This is a genomic window from Pseudomonas sp. AF03-9 (genome assembly GCF_020515815.1).
Taxonomy (GTDB): Bacteria; Pseudomonadota; Gammaproteobacteria; order Pseudomonadales; family Pseudomonadaceae; genus Aquipseudomonas.
Genome location: NZ_JAHPJF010000024.1, coordinates 57,096 through 76,793 on the forward strand (window position 1 = coordinate 57,096; position 19,698 = coordinate 76,793).

The 19,698-nt window shown below is 63.7% G+C and carries 25 protein-coding genes; 9 read left to right on the top strand and 16 right to left on the bottom strand.

Going from position 1 to position 19,698, the window contains the following annotated elements; genetic code table 11:
* Window positions 1–15 precede the first annotated feature (15 nt).
* Window positions 16–1,215: a TPM domain-containing protein gene (locus LIY36_RS24685; RefSeq protein ID WP_226457509.1), complete on the top strand. Its 1,200-nt coding sequence runs from the start codon at window positions 16–18 to the stop codon at window positions 1,213–1,215.
* A 9-nt stretch (window positions 1,216–1,224) separates the two neighbouring features.
* Here the strand turns inward: LIY36_RS24685 and LIY36_RS24690 are convergent, their stop codons facing one another.
* From LIY36_RS24690 to LIY36_RS24700, 3 genes are all read right to left on the bottom strand, one after another.
* Window positions 1,225–1,650 carry a GNAT family N-acetyltransferase gene (locus LIY36_RS24690; protein WP_226457510.1) on the bottom strand — a complete coding sequence of 142 codons (426 nt, stop codon included), beginning with the start codon at window positions 1,648–1,650 and terminating at the stop codon, window positions 1,225–1,227.
* Window positions 1,647–2,825 carry a hypothetical protein gene (locus LIY36_RS24695; protein ID WP_226457511.1) on the bottom strand — a complete coding sequence of 393 codons (1,179 nt, stop codon included), beginning with the start codon at window positions 2,823–2,825 and terminating at the stop codon, window positions 1,647–1,649. Before LIY36_RS24695 ends, LIY36_RS24690 begins: the two co-directional genes overlap by 4 nt.
* A gap of 63 nt (window positions 2,826–2,888) precedes the next feature.
* Complete coding sequence (locus LIY36_RS24700) at window positions 2,889–3,380, bottom strand: GNAT family N-acetyltransferase (RefSeq protein ID WP_226457512.1); 492 nt, start codon at window positions 3,378–3,380, stop codon at window positions 2,889–2,891.
* 325 nt (window positions 3,381–3,705) lie between these two features.
* Here LIY36_RS24700 and LIY36_RS24705 point away from each other — a divergent pair, with 325 nt between their 5' ends.
* Window positions 3,706–4,176 carry a GNAT family N-acetyltransferase gene (locus tag LIY36_RS24705; protein WP_226457513.1) on the top strand — a complete coding sequence of 157 codons (471 nt, stop codon included), beginning with the start codon at window positions 3,706–3,708 and terminating at the stop codon, window positions 4,174–4,176.
* Between the two features lie 142 nt (window positions 4,177–4,318).
* Window positions 4,319–4,648: a DHCW motif cupin fold protein gene (locus LIY36_RS24710; RefSeq protein WP_226457514.1), complete on the top strand. Its 330-nt coding sequence runs from the start codon at window positions 4,319–4,321 to the stop codon at window positions 4,646–4,648.
* A gap of 3 nt (window positions 4,649–4,651) precedes the next feature.
* Here the strand turns inward: LIY36_RS24710 and LIY36_RS24715 are convergent, their stop codons facing one another.
* Window positions 4,652–5,119 carry a copper chaperone PCu(A)C gene (locus LIY36_RS24715; RefSeq protein WP_192300777.1) on the bottom strand — a complete coding sequence of 156 codons (468 nt, stop codon included), beginning with the start codon at window positions 5,117–5,119 and terminating at the stop codon, window positions 4,652–4,654.
* Complete coding sequence (locus tag LIY36_RS24720) at window positions 5,119–5,727, bottom strand: SCO family protein (RefSeq protein WP_016976099.1); 609 nt, start codon at window positions 5,725–5,727, stop codon at window positions 5,119–5,121. The genes LIY36_RS24715 and LIY36_RS24720 overlap by 1 nt, the downstream gene beginning before the upstream one ends.
* A gap of 180 nt (window positions 5,728–5,907) precedes the next feature.
* Here LIY36_RS24720 and LIY36_RS24725 point away from each other — a divergent pair, with 180 nt between their 5' ends.
* From LIY36_RS24725 to LIY36_RS24745, 5 genes are all read left to right on the top strand, one after another.
* Window positions 5,908–6,288 (top strand): DUF2946 domain-containing protein, encoded by a 381-nt coding sequence (locus LIY36_RS24725; RefSeq protein ID WP_192300776.1) that lies wholly within the window; start codon window positions 5,908–5,910, stop codon window positions 6,286–6,288.
* A gap of 62 nt (window positions 6,289–6,350) precedes the next feature.
* Window positions 6,351–6,896 (top strand): putative natural product biosynthesis protein, encoded by a 546-nt coding sequence (locus LIY36_RS24730; protein ID WP_192300775.1) that lies wholly within the window; start codon window positions 6,351–6,353, stop codon window positions 6,894–6,896.
* A gap of 162 nt (window positions 6,897–7,058) precedes the next feature.
* The gene (locus LIY36_RS24735) at window positions 7,059–8,375 is read left to right on the top strand and encodes an OprD family porin (RefSeq protein ID WP_226457515.1); all 1,317 of its coding nucleotides are present in this window, start codon (window positions 7,059–7,061) and stop codon (window positions 8,373–8,375) included.
* A 75-nt stretch (window positions 8,376–8,450) separates the two neighbouring features.
* Window positions 8,451–8,894: a CopD family copper resistance protein gene (locus LIY36_RS24740; protein WP_192300773.1), complete on the top strand. Its 444-nt coding sequence runs from the start codon at window positions 8,451–8,453 to the stop codon at window positions 8,892–8,894.
* A 77-nt stretch (window positions 8,895–8,971) separates the two neighbouring features.
* Window positions 8,972–9,796, top strand: a complete 825-nt coding sequence (locus LIY36_RS24745) for a hypothetical protein (RefSeq protein WP_226457516.1) — start codon at window positions 8,972–8,974, stop codon at window positions 9,794–9,796.
* A gap of 25 nt (window positions 9,797–9,821) precedes the next feature.
* Here the strand turns inward: LIY36_RS24745 and LIY36_RS24750 are convergent, their stop codons facing one another.
* From LIY36_RS24750 to nirS, 11 genes are read right to left on the bottom strand one after another with little or no spacing between them, the layout of a single operon-like run.
* A complete protein-coding gene (locus LIY36_RS24750; RefSeq protein WP_329959632.1) occupies window positions 9,822–11,276 on the bottom strand; it encodes a cytochrome D1 domain-containing protein in 1,455 nt (484 codons plus the stop codon).
* The gene (gene cobA / locus LIY36_RS24755) at window positions 11,273–12,097 is read right to left on the bottom strand and encodes a uroporphyrinogen-III C-methyltransferase (RefSeq protein ID WP_192300771.1); all 825 of its coding nucleotides are present in this window, start codon (window positions 12,095–12,097) and stop codon (window positions 11,273–11,275) included. The genes LIY36_RS24750 and cobA overlap by 4 nt, the downstream gene beginning before the upstream one ends.
* A 43-nt stretch (window positions 12,098–12,140) precedes the next feature.
* On the bottom strand, window positions 12,141–13,319 hold the full coding sequence (nirJ, locus tag LIY36_RS24760; RefSeq protein WP_226457517.1) for a heme d1 biosynthesis radical SAM protein NirJ: 1,179 nt from the start codon (window positions 13,317–13,319) through the stop codon (window positions 12,141–12,143).
* A gap of 13 nt (window positions 13,320–13,332) precedes the next feature.
* Window positions 13,333–13,833, bottom strand: coding sequence for a siroheme decarboxylase subunit beta (gene ahbB, locus LIY36_RS24765; RefSeq protein ID WP_226457518.1), 501 nt, complete (start codon window positions 13,831–13,833; stop codon window positions 13,333–13,335).
* The gene (locus tag LIY36_RS24770; RefSeq protein WP_226457519.1) at window positions 13,808–14,251 is read right to left on the bottom strand and encodes an Lrp/AsnC family transcriptional regulator; all 444 of its coding nucleotides are present in this window, start codon (window positions 14,249–14,251) and stop codon (window positions 13,808–13,810) included. The genes ahbB (LIY36_RS24765) and LIY36_RS24770 overlap by 26 nt, the downstream gene beginning before the upstream one ends.
* On the bottom strand, window positions 14,244–14,732 hold the full coding sequence (gene ahbB / locus LIY36_RS24775) for a siroheme decarboxylase subunit beta (protein ID WP_225595712.1): 489 nt from the start codon (window positions 14,730–14,732) through the stop codon (window positions 14,244–14,246). The genes LIY36_RS24770 and ahbB (LIY36_RS24775) overlap by 8 nt, the downstream gene beginning before the upstream one ends.
* 23 nt (window positions 14,733–14,755) lie before the next feature.
* Window positions 14,756–15,214, bottom strand: a complete 459-nt coding sequence (locus LIY36_RS24780) for an Lrp/AsnC family transcriptional regulator (protein ID WP_226457520.1) — start codon at window positions 15,212–15,214, stop codon at window positions 14,756–14,758.
* A 1-nt stretch (window position 15,215) separates the two neighbouring features.
* Entirely contained in the window at window positions 15,216–16,385 is a 1,170-nt protein-coding gene (locus tag LIY36_RS24785; protein ID WP_226457521.1) for a cytochrome D1 domain-containing protein, read from the bottom strand.
* Window positions 16,382–16,699, bottom strand: coding sequence for a c-type cytochrome (locus LIY36_RS24790; RefSeq protein ID WP_192300764.1), 318 nt, complete (start codon window positions 16,697–16,699; stop codon window positions 16,382–16,384). Before LIY36_RS24790 ends, LIY36_RS24785 begins: the two co-directional genes overlap by 4 nt.
* Window positions 16,700–16,714: 15 nt before the next feature.
* Entirely contained in the window at window positions 16,715–17,029 is a 315-nt protein-coding gene (locus LIY36_RS24795) for a c-type cytochrome (RefSeq protein WP_226457522.1), read from the bottom strand.
* A 24-nt stretch (window positions 17,030–17,053) separates the two neighbouring features.
* Complete coding sequence (gene nirS, locus LIY36_RS24800) at window positions 17,054–18,631, bottom strand: nitrite reductase (RefSeq protein WP_226457533.1); 1,578 nt, start codon at window positions 18,629–18,631, stop codon at window positions 17,054–17,056.
* Window positions 18,632–18,920: 289 nt separating this feature from the next.
* On the opposite strand from nirS, the gene LIY36_RS24805 reads away from it, so the two are divergent.
* On the top strand, window positions 18,921–19,697 hold the full coding sequence (locus tag LIY36_RS24805; RefSeq protein WP_192300761.1) for a CbbQ/NirQ/NorQ/GpvN family protein: 777 nt from the start codon (window positions 18,921–18,923) through the stop codon (window positions 19,695–19,697).
* Window position 19,698: the final 1 nt, after the last annotated feature.

A 19,698-nucleotide genomic window follows, 5' to 3' on the forward strand; every position in this document is an offset into this window, starting at 1 on the left:
CTTCAGGTAACAAACATGATGCGGTGCGTGCGGCAAGCGGTCTTGGGTCTGTGGGTGCTGGTGTTGGCCAGTGTGTTTGTCACCGCCCAGGCTGACACTTCACCGATTGGGGTTGCCCTCGATCAGCGGGTCATCGACCTCACCAACACCCTGGATGCTGGCACCACCGCCCGTCTGAAGGCGCAACTCGCTGCCCTGGAGCAACGCAAAGGCGCGCAGGTGGCGGTGTTGCTGGTGCCCACCACCGGCGATGCGAGCATCGAGGACTACGCCAACCAACTGTTCCGCGCCTGGAAGCTGGGGCGCAAGGACATCAATGACGGCATCCTGCTGCTGGTGGCCAAGGATGATCGCAAGGTGCGCATCGAAGTGGGCTACGGCCTTGAAGGCGTCGTCACCGACTTGCTGAGCCATCGCATCATCGAAGAACACATCACCCCGGCGTTTCGCCAGGGCGATTTCGCGGGAGGTGTCGCCCAAGGCGTAGACGATCTGGTGCTGTTGGTGGATGGCGGTGACTTGCCGGCGGTGGCGGGGCTCGCGGTAGGGCCAGGGGCGATCGCGGTGTTGCTGGCATTTGTGCTCGGTGGCGGCGGCGGTGTACTGCTGGCAGCCGGCAAGCTGCGCTGGCGCAAGGCATTGGTGGCCGCAGTGACGATCACGCTGCTGCTTGCGGTGCTGGCTGGCGGCCGGGAGTGGGCGGTGTACCTGCTGATACTGCCGCTGACCTTGCTGATTGGCGGCGCCACGTTCGGCGCGTTGTGGCAGGCACGCACGGTGTTTTATTGCGTGCTGGGCCTGTTGGGCTACATCGCGATCCTGCTCGCGGCGAACCAATACACCGATGTGAACTTCCTGCACTGGCTGGCATTCCCGCTGCTGGGTCTGCTGGTGCTGGGCTTGTACCTGATCCTGTTCGTCATCATGAAAGACGCCTGGACGCGCAGCCGGGCAGGCTTCGTCGCACGGTTGCTGGCGGCCGTGGCGGTGTACGTGGCGGCGGGGTTGCTGATGGAGTTGGGGCGCAACGACTGGCTGTTTGCTTTCCCGATTGCCTCGTTTGCGGCGCTGTTTATCTTTGGCAAGACCGGTGGCGGCTCGGGGTCCAGCGGTGGCTCAAGCTCGGGCTCCAGTCGTTCAAGCTCCAGCTCCAGCAGCAGTTCGTCGGGTGGCGGTGGTTCGAGCGGTGGTGGGGGCGCTTCGGGGAGTTGGTGAAGCGCCCAGCTACAACGCCTTGCTCAGAAACACCCGGCTGCTGCCCTGGGGCTCGCACGGGATTTCACCAAAGCGCATCCAGCCGCGCTTCTCATAAAACCCCGGCGCCTGGAAGCTGATGGTGTACAGCACGGCACTGCGACAACCGCGGCGCCGCGCTTCATCTTCAAAGGCCTGCAACAATCGGCTGCCCAGGCCCGAACCGCGCAGGGGCTCGGGCAGGTGGAACAGGTCGAGAAAAGCCATGCCAAACGCGCTGCGACCAGTGATGCCACCGAGGGTTTGCCCGGTGTGTGGGTCTTTGATCAGCACCGTCAGCGGCCGTCGGTCGTGATAGCCAGTGGCGTGTTTGTTGAAGGCGGCAAGGCCATCGCCGATGATCTGTTGTGCCTGGAGATCAATCTGGTCGCCGATTTCGATCAGGGGTTGGGTCATGTCGAGGGGCCTGGTTTTTTGGTTTTGTTGTCTGTGGTCGGCTTGGGAGGGCTTATGGTGTCCGAGTTCTTTGGCATCCGGATGGCGTTGCTGCTTTGGGTCAGCACACAGTAGGCCGATTGTTGCGGCCAATCCTTGAGTGTCGTTTTGACCCGGCTGGTCGGGCACAGCAACAACACATCGCCGAAGGAAAACAACGGGAACGCGGACACTACAGGCTTGCCACGCAATATCTGCACGTCGCCCCAGGCGGCGCTCTCGAAATCTTCCCTGGCGTAGGTTTTCGTCAGCCAGTAGCGCGCTTCTACGGGGGCACGCACGTTCATCACCCCGGCTGCAGCGTAAACGATCGCTGCCGGGCTTCCCGGCGAAATTGCAATAATCATCCCCCCCGCCACAGCGACGGCCAACAGACTCAGGGCCAGGCGCTTGAACAGGTCGGCCTTGCTGACGTAGAACACCACCACAGGCATCAACGTGACGCATGCGGCGAACATCGAGATATACATCAAGCGGCTCACCGCTTCGGGGGTGTCTTCCCCGGTATAGGCTTTCAGAATCAGGCTGGCGGGGAATACGGCAGAGAGCACGGTGCTGAACAGCAGCAATGACACCATCAGTACAAAGAAGCCGCGCAGCCGCCAGCTCCTGGGGTGGCCGGGGCTCGCCATGGTTGCACAGACATCGACGGCAAATCGGAAGGTGGTGGTTGCCAGCATTGCAATCAGGCTGAGCACAAGCCAAAGCGCAACATAGAGCACTTCCCATAGGGCGTTCCGTTCAGGTCCTTCGAAGCTATACCAGAGCATGGCAACGATGCCTGACAGCACAGGTACGCAGAGAATACCCACCAACTTGTGCTGCAGGGACGGGGAGTCATTGAAAAACGACACCGTGAGCCCGAACAGGACAGTGCTCGCCAACAGTGTCAGCAAGTACGCGCCCAGCATACCCATTACGCTGGCGAGCCAGGGGATCAGGGCTGACTTGGCCTCCAGCGCTGCGGCCAGCAGGTCCGGGCGGCCGATTGCCGATGCGTAGGTCGACAGGGTGTAAAACCCCAGCAGCGTGCCCAGTCCCGCGAAGATAACGCTCAGGGGCGCCCAGAAATTCAGTATCCGCTTGAGATTCTTTTTTAACGCGTGTTGAAAGGTCAGGGGTGTTGCGTTGGGCACGAGGTGGTTCCTTCCGTGGATCGAATCGCGTTACCGGCTGCTGTGTCCGGGATTGGCGCTGAATTAGAGCTCCATGACCATCTCATGCCACGCCATCCCGCCATGGTCCGACGCGGACGGCTGCACATAGCGATAGCCCATGCGCGTGTACAACGCTACATGGCGGTCCTTGCACATCAAGTGAATGGTCTTTTTGCCCATGTCGCGCATGCGTTGCACAAACGCGGTCATCAACGTCGTGGAGTACCCTTTGCCCTGGTGTGCCGGGTCAACCACCACCGACATGATCACCACATTTGGCGCCTCGGCCGAATGCCCCACCAGTTCCTTGAACGCCTCGTCAGACATCACCACTTCATCGGCGCAGCCGCTATTGATGAAACCCTCTACTTCGCCAGCGGCCTCCAAAATCAGAAAACCTTGTGGGTACAGCGCAATGCGCGTGGCGATTTTTTCCAGGGTCGCGGCTTCATCGCCTTCGTAGGCGCCGATTTCGATTTCAAAGCAGCGGGCGGCGTCGGCGGGCAGGGCATTGCGCAGGGTGAGGGCGAGCATGGGTGTTCCTGGGGACAAAGCGGAAGGCGACATTCTAGATAATTATCGTCCCCAGCTCCATTGCGGCGCCCTTGAAGGGGTTGCTTACTCCACTGGCGCGTAGTTCCTGACGCCGGCCTTACTCGGTTGTTCCTGGAATTCCCGCTGAAAATCGCTGATCCTCATCTGCAACGCTGGGCTGAATAAGAAGATTGAACACCTTGCATAGTAAAAACCCTCGATTTGACGTCCTAATTGGATGTTTCTCGTTGTGATGAACGCCAAGTACCGGGTTCCATCCGCAAGAGGGGCGGGTGTGTCCAACTGTTAAGCCATGGAGGCTGAAATGCTGCAAATAAAACCCGCAACCCCGGAAGACGCCCAAGCGGCGTTCGACATTCGCCTGTTGGCCATTCGTAGCCAGTGCATCGGTGCGTATACGCGCGAGCAGATGATGTCCTGGACCCGTGGCAGCGCCGCAGACGGCTACAACGCGCTGATGGACAAAGCGTTTTACCTGGGGTGGGTGCAGGGCGAACCGGTCGTCACCGGGATGCTTGACCTGGAAAACAACGAAGTGGGAGCGCTATTTGTCCTGCCTGAATTCACCGGACGTGGGTATGCCAAGGCCATGCTCGATCACCTGGAAAACCTGGCTCGGCAACTGGCGATTGACACGCTGGTGCTGGATGCGACGTTGAATGCCGCGAGTTTCTACCGGGCGCGCGGATACGTGGGGGATGAGCAGGCGGTTTACCATTCGCCGTCGGGGTTGGCGTTGGCGTGTATACCAATGACCAAGCGACTGGTGTGTTGAGCGAACGGTTTGTAGGAGCTGTCGAGCTTTAGCGAGGCTGCGAAGGCGGTTCTGTATGCCCCGAAAGCCTAGGATCTGTGTCTATCGAACGAGCCTTGCACTCGTTAGCCTTGCCCACGTTAACTGACGACCGAGCCTCCCCATGAACCTCACCGCCGTACCCTTTGGCACCACCGACTGGTCAACCCTCGACCCCGTCACCTACCCAGGCGAAACCGGCAGCGCCGTATGGCGCACCTGCCACTTCGGCACGACCCGCGTGCGCATGGTGGACTACACCCCCGGCTATCTGGCGGATCATTGGTGCAGGCGTGGCCATGTACTGTTGTGCCTGGAAGGCGAGTTGCACACGGAGTTGGAGGACGGCCGTCGATTCACACTGACGGCCGGGATGAGTTACCAGGTTGGCAACAACATGGAGGCGCACCGCTCTTTCACCGCCAGCGGCGCGAAGCTGTTTATTGTGGACTAGCGCTTAGTGCATCTTGCTGTGGTCCATCCCATCCAGGCCACGCGCCGGGGCGTGCACCTCCAGGGTCTGCTTTTCGCCCTTGGCGTTCTCCACGGTCAGGGTCAGCGGCACGTGGTCGCCTTCCTTGATCTGGCCGGTGAGGCCCATCAGCATCACGTGGTAGCCATTGGGGTCGAGGGTGACAGCCTTGCCGGCGGGCAGCGCCAGCGAGTCCACCGGGCCCATGTGCATCACGTCGTCCTTCATGCTCATCTCATGGATCTGCACGTCTTTGGCCACCGGCGAGGCAACGCTGAGCAGCTTGCTGTCGCTGTCGGCGGTGACGGTCATGAACGCGCCGCTCGACGGCTGGCCCGGCACGGTGGCGCGCACCCAGGCGTCGGTGACTTGCACCTGGGCACTGGCGTGTGCCGCGAGGGTCAGCAGGGTGAGGCCCAATGTCAGGCGCTTGAGGTGTTGAACGGCAGTCATTAGCAGACCTCCATGACGGTGAGCAGGTCTTCTGCGCACTCTTTAGCGGTAAGGGATGCCTGCAGGCCCAGGCGCAGGTTGCCACGGGTGTCGAAGACGAAACTGGTGGCGGTGTGGGACAGGGTATAGGTGTCGCCGGCGGGGATCTTTTCATAAAAGATCCCGAATTCCTTGGCGGCCACGGCGATTTCTTCCGGGGTGCCGTAGAGCGCTTCGAAGCTGGGGTCGAAGGCCTTGACGTACTTGTCGAGGATCTCTGGGGTGTCGCGTTCGGGGTCGAGGGTGATGAACACCACTTGCATGATCTCACCGTCGCGGCCCATCAGCTTCTTGGCCTGGGCGGCGCGGGCCAGGGTGGTCGGGCACACGGCCGGGCACTGGGTGAAGCCGAAGAACACCACCGGCATCAGGCCACGGAACGAACTCAGGGTGACGGTCTCGCCGTCGGTGTTCTTGAGCTTGAAGGTACGGCCCATGATCTTGTCACTGAGGTCCTTGCCGTACTTGAAGTTCAGCTTGGGGCTGTAGTCACAGCCGCCCAGCAGGCTGCCCAGGCCCAACAGGCCCATGCCGGTCAGCACTTTGCGGCGGGTGAATAACGTACTCATCAACTGCGCATCCTGTGAATCGCCTGCATTGCTCTGGATCTACACATCAGGCTTTGAAAAGGAGTAAGGAGGAGGGCGCCAAGTCTACCAACCCCAGCCAGCCCGCGTAATGTGCGACGTTCTGCCACAGGGGCGCACCGTGCTTCATCTCGGTGCGCCTGTGGTGGTAGAGTCGCCGCCATGAAATTGCGCCCCTCCGACCGTTCGCTGATCGCCTGGACCCTGTACTTCTGCGTGCTGATGAACCTGTTCGTGTGCGGTTTGGGCCATGGGCAGATGATGGGCCTGGAGCTCAATGGCATTGGTGGGCAGTTCTGTTCGGTCGAAGGCAGCCAGCCGATTTCCGACAAAGGGTTGGGAAGCACGGCTTCCAGCAACATCTCGAACTACTTTGCCTGCCCGGTCTGCAACGCGTTGACCGTCGCGCTGGTATTCCTGATCGGTCTGGCCTGGCTGCTCGGCCTTGGGCAAACTCCGCGCCCGGCCCATGAGCGGCGCAACAAGGCGCCGCCACGCGACTCCTGGCCCTCGGCCAACCCCCGCGCATCCCCCGCATTCTGACGTGTGCCCTGGGCTGCCTGTGATCAGGCAGCGTTCTATCGTCACGACTGTGAGTGCGTTTCATGAATCACCTATTGCCTGCCGGCGCCAGCCGCCTGGTCAGCAAGGCGTCCCGGCGCCTGCGCATGGAGCCGGCGCTGCCCGACTACCCGAGCAATTCCCGTTGCTTCGTGCACCTCGATGCACGCCTGCTGCCCCATTGGCACACCTTGTTCGACATCTGCCCGGCGCTGCTCAAACTGGACCCGCCCGAGGGCCTGAACCTGTTTCGCAGCTTCATGACCTGGGCCTACCGCCACCGGCCCCCGCTGGACTGGACCTACCACCTGAACGTGTGCCGCTGGTTGCTGGCCTCGCCGTACCGCACGCAAATCGACGATGAACCCATCGAGGCGTTCATGGCCGCAGCGGCGGCCTGCTGGATCAATACCGATACCAGCGGGGCCCAGGGTGTGGTCGTGACCTGGCAAGGCGCGACGGTGTTCGATTGGAAGGATGCGCCCTCAGCCAGCGCCGAACACCAGGCGTTGCCCGGCACCGAATGGGACTTCGCCTGGTGCCCATTGAACGCCCGCGGCGAGTTCAGTCGCTGGCTGCCAGTGCCTTGAGATTGTTACGCAACTGGTAAAAGTGAATGACGGTTTTCATGGCTTTTTCCCACGCGGCCGAGCCTATACCGTGCGCGCTCCCGTTATATGCAGCACCACCCGCGCCACACAGAACAGGGCTGGGCTGCGACGGGATCGCCTCATTTACTTTACGGAGCCTTCATGAATCACAAGACTTGCCTGGCCCTCGCCGTTTCCCTGGGCGCCGCGCAGCAAGTTGCTGCGTCGGGTTTTATCGACGACAGCAAAGCCAGCCTCGATCTGCGCAACTTCTACTACAACCAGGACACCCGCAACGCCCGGGGCGCCTCGGACAAGGAGTGGGGCCAGGCGTTCATGTTCAACTACAGGTCCGGCTTCACCGAGGGTACCGTCGGCTTCGGCCTGGATCTGCAGCAGATGCTCGGCCTGCGCCTGGATGCCTCCGGCCGCGCGGGCAAGGCCGGTGAGGACAACACCCCCGGCAGCGTCTTCCCGCTGGACGATGGCAAGGCCGCCCATGACTTCAGCAAGACCGGCGTCACCGGCAAGCTGCGCATCGCCCAGACCCAGCTGAAAGTCGGCAACCTGCAACCCAAGTTGCCGGTACTGACCACCGAAGACGGCCGCCTGCTGCCCCAGACCTTCCGGGGTTACCAACTGGACTCCCAGGATTTCAAGGACGTCAGCCTGATCGCCGGCAAGCTTGAACAAGTGGTCGACCGTAACTCCAGCAACGGCCAGGGCCTGTCGATTGCCGGCGCCAACGACCCGATCAAGGGCAAGAGCAGCAACCAGTTCTACTATGGCGGCGTGGATTACACCGTCAGTAAGCAACTGCAATTGCAGTACTACTACGCCAACCTGGAGAACTTCTACCAGCAACACTTCCTCGGCCTGGTGCACAACTGGCAGTTGCCGGTGGGGCAATTCAAAAGCGACCTGCGCTACTTCTACAGCACCGCCGACGGCAAGAACGCCAGCGCGGCCGGGCGTGACGAGGGCTATGTCAGCGCCGGTTACTACGGGCCCGGCGTCAACACCGGCAAGGTCGACAACCGCCTGTGGAGCGCGCTGTTTACCTATGCCTTGAGCGGGCACTCGCTCAGCCTCGGCTACCAGAAGACCACCGGCGAAAGTGACTTCCCCCACATCAACCAGGGGCAAGGCCGCTCGCTCTACCTGATCACCAATTCGCAGTCGCTGAAATTTGTGAATGCCGGGGAACAAGCCACGGTCGGCAGCTATGCCTATGACTTCGCCAGCCTTGGCTTGCCGGGCCTGCGCTCCAGCGTGACGTATATCCACGGCAGCCATATCCGCACCAAAAGTCGCGACAACAGTGAGTGGGAACGCGACCTGCGCGTTGACTACGTGATCCCCACCGGCACCCTCAAGGGGCTGGGGTTTACCTGGCGTGGCGCGGTGCTGCGCGGCAACGACACGGCGGACAAGGACGAGACGCGCCTGATCGTCAGCTACAGCATCCCGCTGATGTAACGGCTTGACCGGCATCAAGGTGTGCCCGTCTCCAGCACGCGACACTGGAGGCCCGGCGCGACCTGCGAGGCCTCCATGCTCTACCTGTTGTTTCTCCTGGCCCATCTGTTCGCTGCGCTGATCTTTATCGGCACGGTGTTTTTCGAAGTGCTGATCCTGGCCCACCTGCATCGGCACTTGCCGGCGCGGGTGATGGTGCAGGTCGAACAAGGCGTCGGCCAGCGTGCCCGCAGGCTGATGCCGTGGGTGTTGCTGGTGCTGTTCGGCGCCGGTATCGGCATGGTCTGGCTGCGTTATCGGCCGCTGCTGGCCGCGCCACTGGCGACGTCATTCGGCACCTTGCTCAGCCTCAAACTGATACTCGCCACCAGCGTGCTGCTGCACTTTTTGCTGACGATGCTGCGCATGCGCCGTGGGCGTGTCAGTGCGCGGTATCTGCGCTTTATTCACCTGAGCCTGTTCGGGCATATGGTCGCGATTGTGCTGTTGGCCAAGGGCATGTTTTACCTCTCGTGGTAAAGCCCTTGATGCATATCAACGGGTGTCGTGTTGTCGCACCGGACAATGGCTCACCGCCCACGGACCCGGAGCCCCTCATGTGCAGCGTGATTTCCCTCGATGTGGTGCGTGCGCTACGCACCAGCCGCCAGTGGCAGCGCCCGCTGGCGTTGACCTTGCACTGGCCGCCCGGCCCGGCGAATGACGACTGCCGGCGCCGACTGATCCGGGAGATCGAATGGGTCGGCCGTCACCTTGATCATCGGCAACCCGTGGAGCATTTCCAGTGGCGCGGGGCGGCGGCGATTGCCGAGGTACAGGCCCTGATGCACTCCCTGCATGCGCGCTTCAATTTCTTCGAGCAAGACCGTGGCGACTACGCCATCGACCTCGACCCCCGGCACACCGATTGGGCGAGCGTGGGTTTGCTGCGTGAGCTGGGTTTCAACCACGTCTGCATCAGCGTGCCGGATGCCCGTGCCGCGGCCGAGCCCGCCCAGGCGTGCTACCGCAACCCGGCACCGATCCAGTCGTTGATCGATGCGGCACGCACCTTTGATTTCCGCTCGGTGAGTGTCGACCTGGGCTACGGCGCCGCCTGGCAGACCCTGGCCAGTTTCGACGCCAAGCTGGCCAGCCTGATCGCCCTGGAGCCGGACCGCCTGCAAGTGTTCGACTACGCCGATCCCCCTCGGCGCTATCGCGCGCAACCCACCCAGGCCCATAGCGGTGCGATGCGTCAACTGAGCTTCGAACGCCTGGCGGCGGCGGGTTACCACTACATCGGCCAGGGTCAGTTTGCCCGGGGCGACGACGATTTCACCCAGGCCCAGGAGCGCGGCAAACTGCGCCGAACCGGCGAGGGGTTCACCGTGCATGGTGACTGCGACCATATCAGCCTGGGCGACACACTCCTGTGGTGAGAGACCGAGCCTGTAATTCGGTGCTTCAGTGCGACGTACCTTCGGCAAACTCGATCTTGTTACCCACGTTGTACTTGCCCGACGGCTTGTTCATCGGCAGGCGCTTGATCTCCTCAAGCGTCTGGCTGTCGTACACGATCAGCGCGCCGTCGGTGGCCCAGATGCTCAGCAGCACGTAACGCCCGTCGCGGGTGAATTCCACATGGGCGGCGGTCTTGCCCGGCACCGGGCGCAGGGTATGGGCGATCTCCAGGGTCTGTTTGTCGATCAAGTGGATGGCATCGTTGTCCGGCCCGAAAAACACATCGCTCCATACATAGCGCGAGTTGACATGGCTGCGCATGAAGAAGCCCGGGCCGAGGGTGGGGATCTGCTTGATCGGCTTCCAGGTGGCGGGGTCGAGCACGCTGATTTGTCCCTGGCTGATATTCGGTGTGGCGAACACCCACTGGCCATTGCGCCGCCAATAGGTGCCCGAGCCCAGGTGAGGCATGCCGGCCAGTGGAATATCGGTGACCACGTCTCCCGAATCCAGGTCGATCACCTGGCCGCCACCGGCCTTGCGTGACGTGGCGAGCAACTGGCGGTAATCGGGGGTGAACGAGAAGTCATCCAGTACGTCGCGGGCCGCGATGCGCCGGGGTTCGAAGCTGGGTTGTGGGGCGGCATAGGACAGCTCCCAAACCTCGTTCACATCCTTGAGCGCCACCACAAAACTGTCACGCGGCGGTGCGGTGTACACGGCGCTGACCCGCGACCCGGTCGGCAGCAGCTTGACCAGCGACAGGTCACGCGCATCGAGCACCACCAGGTTGCCCGGCAGGTAGTTGCCCACCAGCACCCAGCGCCCGTCCTTGCTCACTGCCAGGTTGCGCGTGTTGAGTCCGGCGCGGATCTCGGCGATCAGCTTGAGGTTGTGCAGGTCATACAGGCTGATCCAGCCGTCCCGCGAGGCGAAGTACACGAAGCGTCCGTCCGGCGAGAACTTGGGCCCGCCGTGTACGGCAAAGTGGCTGGCAAAACGGTCCAGCACAGTGAAGCGATCGCCGTCGAGGATGTCGATGTGATGGTCGCCGGACTCCACCACCACAAACAGGTTGAGCGGGTCGGCGTGGTGTTGCGCGGTGGTTGGCAACTGCGTCAGGTCGGCCAGCAAGCGGTGGCTGTCGCGGATGTCTTGCACGCTCCAGGTTGCCGGTGTGGCGGGCGGTTGTTGCAGGAAGTCCGCCAGCCCGTCGATCTGCGCTGCGCTCAATTGGGCCCCGAAGGCGGCCATCTGGCTGGCGGGACGGCCTTGCGTGATGACCTTGCGCACCTCGTCCGGCTTGATCCGCCCGAGGCTTTCGGGGAGTAACGCCGGGCCGCTGGCGCCGATGCGATTGAGGCCGTGGCAGCTCTCGCAATACTGGTGGTAGTCCTCGGCCGGCGTACCGTGGGCGCCGCCAGCCCATAGCAATGGCAGCAACCACAGGCGCTTCACGACGCCACCGGGACGCGGGGCGCCGACAGGCTCGCGGGGTAGTGCAGGGCGGCGTCGGCAAACAGGTTCACCACCGCACCGATCACCGTCAGGGTCGGCACGCCGGGTTCGCAGTCGGCCGCCAGGGTCGGCAACTGGCGCAAGGTGCCACGGGCCACGTGCTGGTCGGCCCGCGCGCCATTGCTGATCAACGCTGCCGGGGTATCGCCCGGTAAACCGGCGGCCACCAGGTGTTCGGCGATCAGCGCCAGGTTCGACAGGCCCATGTAGAACACCAGGGTCTGGCTCGGCTCGGCGAGGCTGGCCCACGGCAGTTTCAAGGCGCCGTCGCGCTGCAAGTGCCCGGTGACGAAGCGGCAGGAGTTGACCAGGTCGCGGTGGGTCAATGGGATGCCCGCGTAGGCGCTGCACCCGGACGCGGCGGTAATGCCTGGCACCACCTGGCACGGGATGTCGCGCGCGAGCAGGTATTCCAGCTCCTCGGCGCCGCGCCCGAAGATAAACGGGTCGCCGCCCTTGAGGCGGACCACGCGCTGACCCTGTTCGGCCAACTCGGCGAGCAGGGCGTTGAGTTGATCCTGGGGCAGGCTGTGGTAACCGCTGGCCTTGCCCACGTAATGGCGGGCGCAAGTCAGGGGGATCAGGCTCAGCAGCTCGGCGCTGATCAGGCGGTCGAACACCACTGCGTCGGCCTGCATCAACAGGCTCCAGGCGCGCAGGGTCAACAGGCGCGGGTCGCCGGGGCCGGCGCCCACCAGCGCGACTTCGCCGGGGTGGAAGGGGCTGTGCAGGCTCGCGGGTATGGCAGTCGGAAGGTGCATGGGACGTCCTCTGTTCATCATCAGGCAGGCGCCCCCGGTTGTGTCACCGGGTGGCGCACGGGATCAGGCTGGGTGACTGCCGGGCGATCTCGGCATCGCTGAGATAGCACCCGGGGTCCGGGCCCCACAGGTCGCCATCGGCCCAGGCGCGGGTGCGCGTATTGCCGTTGCAGATTGGCAGCCAGCGGCAGTCGGTGCAGCGCCCGCCGATCTGGCGCGGGTGCTCGCGCAGGCGCAACAGCAACGGGTCGGGCTGCTCCAGCCAGAGGTGGCGAAAGGTGCGGTTGCGCACATTGCCCACCGAGTGCTGCCACCAGTAGGTGTCCGGGTGCACTTCGCCGGTGTTGTCGATATTCGCGATGCCGCTGCCCGACGCATTGCCGCCCCAGCCGTGCAGCAGGTGTTCCAGTTGCGGGTAATGCTCGGGCAGGTGGCGGTGCACCCATTGCAGCAACAGGATGGCGTCGGCGTCGTTGTTGCCGCTGACAAAGTCGCTGGCCACGCCGTGTTCGATGTCGTGCCAGGCCTGCTGGAAAATCAGCGTCATGGCGTCGCGGCTCATCTGGCGGTGTGCGTCCAGCTGGCGGCTGCGCTTGCCGCGCCCGCTGTAGTTGAGGTGCGACAGATAGAATTTCCGCACATCGTATTCACGCATCAGCTCCAGCAACTGCGGGAGTTGCGCGTGGTTGGCCTGGGTCAGCGTGGTGCGCAGGCCCACGCGAATCCCGGCCTCGCGGCACAGGCGAATGGCGTGCAGCGAACGCTGGAAACTGCCTTGCAGCTGGCGGAATGCGTCGTGGGTCGCTTCGAGGCCGTCGATGCTGATGCCCACATAGTCGTAGCGGGCATCGGCGATCTGCTGGATGTTCTGCTCGTCGATCAGCGTGCCGTTGGTGGACAGTGCAACGAAAAAACCTTTGTCCCGCGCATAGGCGCTGAGCTGGAACAGATCCTCGCGCAGCAGGGGCTCGCCGCCGGACAGGATCAACACGCGCACCCCGGCGGCGTGCAGGTCGTCGATCACCCGCAGTGCCGTGGCAGTGTCCAGCTCATCGCGAAATACGCTGTCGGCGCTGGTGGCGTAGCAGTGCTTGCAGGTGAGGTTGCAGCGCCGCAACAGGTTCCAGATCACCACCGGCGGGCGGTCGCTGCCTGGGGTAGAAGCGCGGGGCGGCGGGCATTGGCCGGCCAAGGTGCGCAGGTACTGACTGATTCGCAGCATGGGGCATTCCTTGTCAGTGCGAGGGGCTCAGGCGCAGGCCGGTTTTTTTCAGGATGCGGCTGCTTACCAGCATCTCGTCGGCACGGCAGGCATCGCCCAGCAGGTAGCGCAGGTGATCGCGGTAGCTGTCGATTTCTTCGCGGCTGCGCCCATGCACCATGGCGAACAGGTTGTACGGCCAATCCGGGCGGCGCGGGCGACGGTAGCAATGGCTGACGAAGGGCTGCGCGCCGAGCAGTTCGCCCAGGCGTGGCATCTGCGTGTCGACGACGTCCCACACGGTCATGCCGTTGTGCCGATAGCCGAGGCGGTAATGGTTGGGCACGGCGGCGATGCGGCGGATCGCGCCTTCGGCTTGCAGGCGCTTGAGCAGATCCAGGGTCGATTCGACGCTGATGCCCAATTGTTCGGCGAGCCATGCCCAGGGGTCTTCCACCAGCGGCAGGCCGCTTTGGGTCAGGGTGACCAGGCGCAGGGCCAGGGCGTTGTCAGACCGGGAAATACAGACCGACATGGTAGGTGTGCTCCTTCGGCAGGTTGAGCACCGTCAGCCCCGTCAGGGCTTCGATGCGGGACAGGGTCGCGGCCAGCTCCGTCGCGCTGGCGCAGGCCAACACGAACCACATGTTCCACTGGTGTTCGCGGCGGTAGTTGTGGGCCACTTGCACCAGCGCGTCGAGTTGCGCGGCCACCGTCTCGAAGCGCGCCTCGGGTACCGCCAGGGCGGCGAGGGTGAAGGCGCCGCCGAACTGCTCGATGTCGAACATCGGGCCGAAGCGCGTGAGCACGCCGTCCTCGAGCAGATCATGCAGGCGGTCGAGCACCTCGCAGGGCCGGCTCTGCAGCTCCTCGGCGACGTGTTGCCATGGCTGGCGCACCAGCGGCAGGCCACGTTGCAGGCGGTTGATCAGGCGGCGGTCGAAGTCATCCATGGGCCCACACCTGCGACGGTGGCGGCGCAAAACGCCCGCCGCATTGTTTGTAGGCGCGGGTGCTGAACAGCAGGTGGTGGGGCAGGTCACTCAGTTGTTGCTGCTCCAGCACCGCCTGGATATGCGCCGCGACCTCTTCGCGCTCGCGGCCGTGCACCATGCAGAACAGGTTGTAACGCCACAGCGGCAGGCGGCGCGGGCGTTGGTAGCACAGGTTGATACGCGGTGCGCGGCCCAGGCGGGCACCGATTTCATCCACCAGCGCGTCCGGGACATCGAGCACCAGCATGGCATTGGCGACAAAGCCCAGGGCACGGTGGTTGAGTACCAGGCCAACACGGCGGAAAAGGCCTTGCTCCTGCCATTGCTGCATCTGTTGCAGCACCTGATCGTGATGGGCGCCGATGCGTTCGGCGAGGGCATCGTAGGGCCGTGGCACCACTGGCAAACCCCGTTCCAGGCATTGGCGCAGGTCGAGCATTTGTTCGTGGTTCAGGGGCGTGATCACGGGTGCGCTCCCAGGGAGAACCCGAGGTCGATGCGGTAGGCAGTGAGCATCGGCAAATCCAGGGGGCGCAGGCCGGTGTCTTTCTCCAACTCGTCGAGGATCTGTTCCAAGTGCTGGCGGTGCGGCCCGGTGAGCACGAACCACAGGTTGTAATGGTGCTCGCGTGCGTAGTTGTGATTGACCTCCGGGTACTGGCTGACCCGATGGGCCACCTGTTCCAGGCGCTCAAGCGGCACCGCCAGGGCGGCCAGCGTGCTGGCGCCGGCGCGGGTGTGTTCGAACACCGGGCCGATGCGCGACAGCGCGCCGGCCAGTTCCATGCGTTGCAGGCAGGCCATCACCTCGGCTTCGCGACAGCCCAGCACCTGGGCCATTTCCCGGTAGGGTTCGGCGCACAGCGGCATGCCGTGCTGGTAGCGTTCGATCAATTGCTGGCTGAGCAGGTCAAGGTCCATCTCAATACCCCATTTTTTGCGCACGGCTGCTGAAGAAAATTCCGCTGGGGCTCAAGGCCGGCAAGGTCTTGAGCAAGGTCAGGCGATACGGGTCCCAGACCTGCACTTGCTCACCGTCACGCACCGACAACCACAGTTGCTCGCCACGCCCGGTGAACTCCATGTGCAGCACACCGGGACCGGGGCGCAGGTCGGCAACGATCTGGTGGGTTTGGCTGTCGAGTACCTGCACGCGGTCGTTGTCCGGGTAGGCGAAGTTGACCCACAGCTGGCGCCCGTCCGGTCGCGCCGTCACGAAGATCGGCTGGCCGGCCACGGCGATGGCGGCGGTCTGCTGCCAGTTGCGTGCGTCCATCACCAGCACCTGGTGGCGACCCACGGCAGGCACGAAGGCCTGGTTGTCGGCCACGGCCCAGCCTTCGAGGTGGGGCATCTTGTACACCGGCAATTTGGCCTGGCCACGGCCGTAGTCGGCGAGCACGCGCTTGATGCCTTGTTCCGGGTGCCACAGGTCGAGTTGGGCCATGCCGTCCTCGCCGAACAGCCCGGCCATGTAGTAGCGGCCGTCGGCGGTGATCAGCGCGTCGTAGGGTTGCTCACCGATGTCTTTGAAGCGGCGGATGGTGGGCGCGGTGCCATGGCTGAAATCCGCGCTCCAGATCTCGCCCGTGTCGAACAGGCTGAATACGAAGCGCTGGCCGGGCGCATCCACCAGGCCCACGACCCGTGAGCGCTTGCCGTCGGGCAACGGGGTGGCGGGTATGTCGGCGACCAGGGCCAGGGTCGCGGCGTCGAACACCTTGACCCCGCCGGGCTGGTAGTTGGACACGGCAATCAGGCGCCCATCCTGGCTGATCGCACCGCCGATGCTGTTGCCGCCCTGGAGGATGCGTTTGTCGATGCGCTGGCCCAGCAAGTCAACCTTGGTCAGCCCGCCGTCGCGGCCAAAGATGTAGGCATAGCGCTGGTCGCGGGAGAACACCACCGAGGCGTGGGACAGGTCGCCCAGGCCGTCGATGCGCGCCAGGGCGGTGATGCCGCTGGTTTCAATGATTTGCACACTGGCGCTGGCGCGTTCGATCACCAGGCCCAGGTCACCGCTGCCGCGCACTGCGGGCTGGGTGCAGGCGCCAAGCAACAGGCACAGGGACAAGCTCAACGGACGGATCATGGCGCGAGGCTTCCTCTCAAGAGACGGTCGACCAGCCAGGCGATTTCACTGGCGTTGAGCAGCGGCGCCCAACCGGGCATGGCGCGGGTAGGGCGGCCGTAGGCCACGGTGGCGATCAGGCTGTCGCGGCTTTTACCGGCCAAGGCCTGGGGCGTCAGCGGCGGGCCGAGGCCGCCAGTGAGGTACAGGCCGTGGCACGCGCCGCAGTCCTGGGTCAGCAGGTGTTCCAGGCGGCGTGCATCCACGGCAGCGCCGACGGGCAGGGGAATGAGTAGCAGCAGCGCCATGGCCGCACCGATCATCGAAACTTGCATGGCGCGCTCCTCGGGTTATTTCAAGGTCAGGATCCAGGTGGCCAACGTCTTCGCTTCGTCATCCGTCACCTGGTTCGGCGGCATCGGGATCGGCCCCCAGTTGCCCTGGGTGCCGTTCTTGATGTGGCTGGCAAGGGTGGTGGCCGCGTCTTTTACCGCCGCGTTCTTGGCGGCCACGTCCTTGAGCGCCGGCCCGACGACTTTGCTGTCGATGCTGTGGCACGCCGCGCACGGTTTGCTCTTGAACAGCGCCGGGCCGTCCTGGGCGAGGGCCGGTTGCAGGCCGGTAAACGCGGTGCTGGCGAGCAGTGCGAGGAGCATATTTTTCATGGCAGATTCCCTTGTTGATCAGGCTCAATAAATGTCGTGTTGGGTGTTGAACACGTTGAACTTGCCGGTGGGTGTGATCAGGCGCTTGTCCTTGATCACGTGTTTGAGCTTCAAGGTCTTGTCGTCGATCACCACCAGCGCCGATTCCTCGGTCTGGCCGTTCCACACCGAGAACCACACCTCGTCACCGGCCTTGTTGTATTCCGGTTGCACCACGCGCAACGCGCCTTGCTTGATCCCCGAGTACTCGGCAATCGGCAGCACGCTGTAGCCTTTGTCGAGGTTGTTGATGTCGAACACGGCGACCGACTGGCTCAGCTTGGCGTCGGGGTTGAGGGTGGTGTCGACATACAGGTGGTGGGAGTTGGGGTGGGTCTTGATAAACAGCGAACCACCACCCTGGCCGCTGAGCGATGCCACTTGTTTCCAGGCGTATTGCGCGTGCTTGACCGGGTCGGTGCCGATCACCGAAATCCCGCCGTCGCCCAAGTGACTGGTGGCCCACACCGGGCCGTATTGCGGGTGCACGAAGTTGGCGCCACGCCCGGGGTGTGGGGTCTTGCCGACGTCGACCAGGGCGGTGAGGGTGCGCTGCTTGGAGTCGATCACCGCGACCTTGTTCGAGTTGTTGGCCGCCGTGAGGAAGTAGCGGTGGGTACTGTCCCAACCGCCGTCATGCAGGAACGGCGCGGCGTCGATGGTGGTGATGGTGAGGTTCTTGATGTCCTGGTAATTGACCAGCATGACCTTGCCGGTTTCCTTGACGTTGACGATGAACTCCGGCCATTCGTGGGACGCAATGATTGCCGCCACCCGCGGTTCGGGGTGGTACTCCTGCTTGTCGACGGTCATGCCACGGGTCGAGACGATCTGCTTGGGCTCCAGGGTTTCGCCGTCCATGATGGTGAACTGCGGCGGCCAGTAGGAGCCGGCGATGGTGTACTTGTCCTCGAAACCCTTGAACTTGGAGGTCTCCACCGAACGCGCTTCGATGCCCACTTTGATCTCGGCGACCTTGGTCGGCTCGGCGGGCCACAGGTCGATCATGTCGATCTTGGCGTCGCGGCCGATCACCAGCAGGTAGCGACCCGAGGCGGAGATGCGTGAGATGTGCACGGCGTAGCCGGTGTCGATCAGCTTGACGATCTGCTTGGTGTCGCCGTCGATCAGGGCGATCTTGCCGTCGTCGCGCAGGGTTACGGAGAACAGGTTTTCCAGGTTGAGTTTATTCAGCTGGTGCTTGGGCCGGTCTTCAGGTTTGACCAGGACTTTCCAGGTCTTGAGCGTCTCGGCCATGCCCCATTCCGGCGGGGTGGGCGCGGTGTGCTGGATAAAGCTGGCCATGCTGCTGATCTGCGCCTTGGTCAGCGCATTGGAGGTGCCCCAGTTCGGCATGCCGGCCGGGGAGCCGTAGGTGATCAACGCTTCGAGGTAGGCCTGGCCACGGGACTGGGTGATGTCTGGGGTCAGCGGTTTGCCGGTGGCGCCCTTGCGCAGCACACCGTGGCAACCGGCGCAGCGTTCGAAGTAAATCTGCTTGGAGGTGTCGAAGTCGGCCTGGCTCATGTCCGGCGCGCCGGCGGTTTTCACCACGGCAGGCATGACCGCGCCATGGGCGTTCAAGGGCAGGGCGAGGGCCAGTGCGCAGCTCAGGCTGGCGAGGCTCAAGGTGAAGGTGGTTCTGTTGCGAGTCAGCATTCCATTTACTCCTCAGGCGAGACCTTTGCGGTGCCGCGCAACGGGGTGCGGGCGCAGGTTCTTAGTGCCTGGCCAGACTATGGCGAGGTGTTGGAATGCTCGCTTGACGGCGATCAAGTTTGCTTTGGGTAGCGCTTGCCAGGTTGTCGCAGGCGCCCTTAGCGTGGCCGCAAATCAGCTGTGGACCTGTGTCATGAGCGAACCTTTCTACCAACCCGTCGACAATGAATGCCTGCTGTTCGAACATGCCTGGCGCCACCGCATGCCGGTGCTGATCAAAGGCCCGACCGGCTGCGGCAAAACCCGCTTTGTGCAGCACATGGCGCACCGCTTGCAGTTGCCGCTGTACACCGTGGCCTGTCACGACGATCTCAGCGCCGCCGACCTGGTCGGCCGCCACCTGATCGGTGCCCAAGGCACCTGGTGGCAGGACGGCCCGCTGACCCGTGCGGTGCGCGAAGGTGGCATCTGCTACCTCGATGAAGTGGTCGAGGCGCGCCAGGACACCACTGTGGTCCTGCACCCGGTGGCCGACGACCGCCGCGAGCTGTACCTGGAACGCACCGGCGAAGTGGTCAAGGCGCCGCCGTCGTTCATGCTGGTGGTGTCGTACAACCCCGGCTACCAGAACCTGCTCAAGGGTATGAAACCCAGCACCCGCCAGCGTTTCGTGGCGATGCGTTTCGACTATCCGGCGCCAGCCGATGAAGCGCGTATCGTCGCCCAGGAGGCCCAGGTGGACAGTGCGCTGGCCGCCGAAGTGGTGCGCCTGGGCCAGGCGTTGCGGCGTCTCGATCAACACGACCTGGAGGAAGTCGCCTCCACGCGCCTGCTGATCTTCACCGCCCGCCTCATCGCCGCCGGCATGCCACCGCGTGAAGCCTGCCTGGCCTGCCTGGCCCAGGCCTTGAGCGACGACCCGCATACCGTCGCGGCGCTGATGGACGTGGTGGACGTGCACTTTGCTTGAA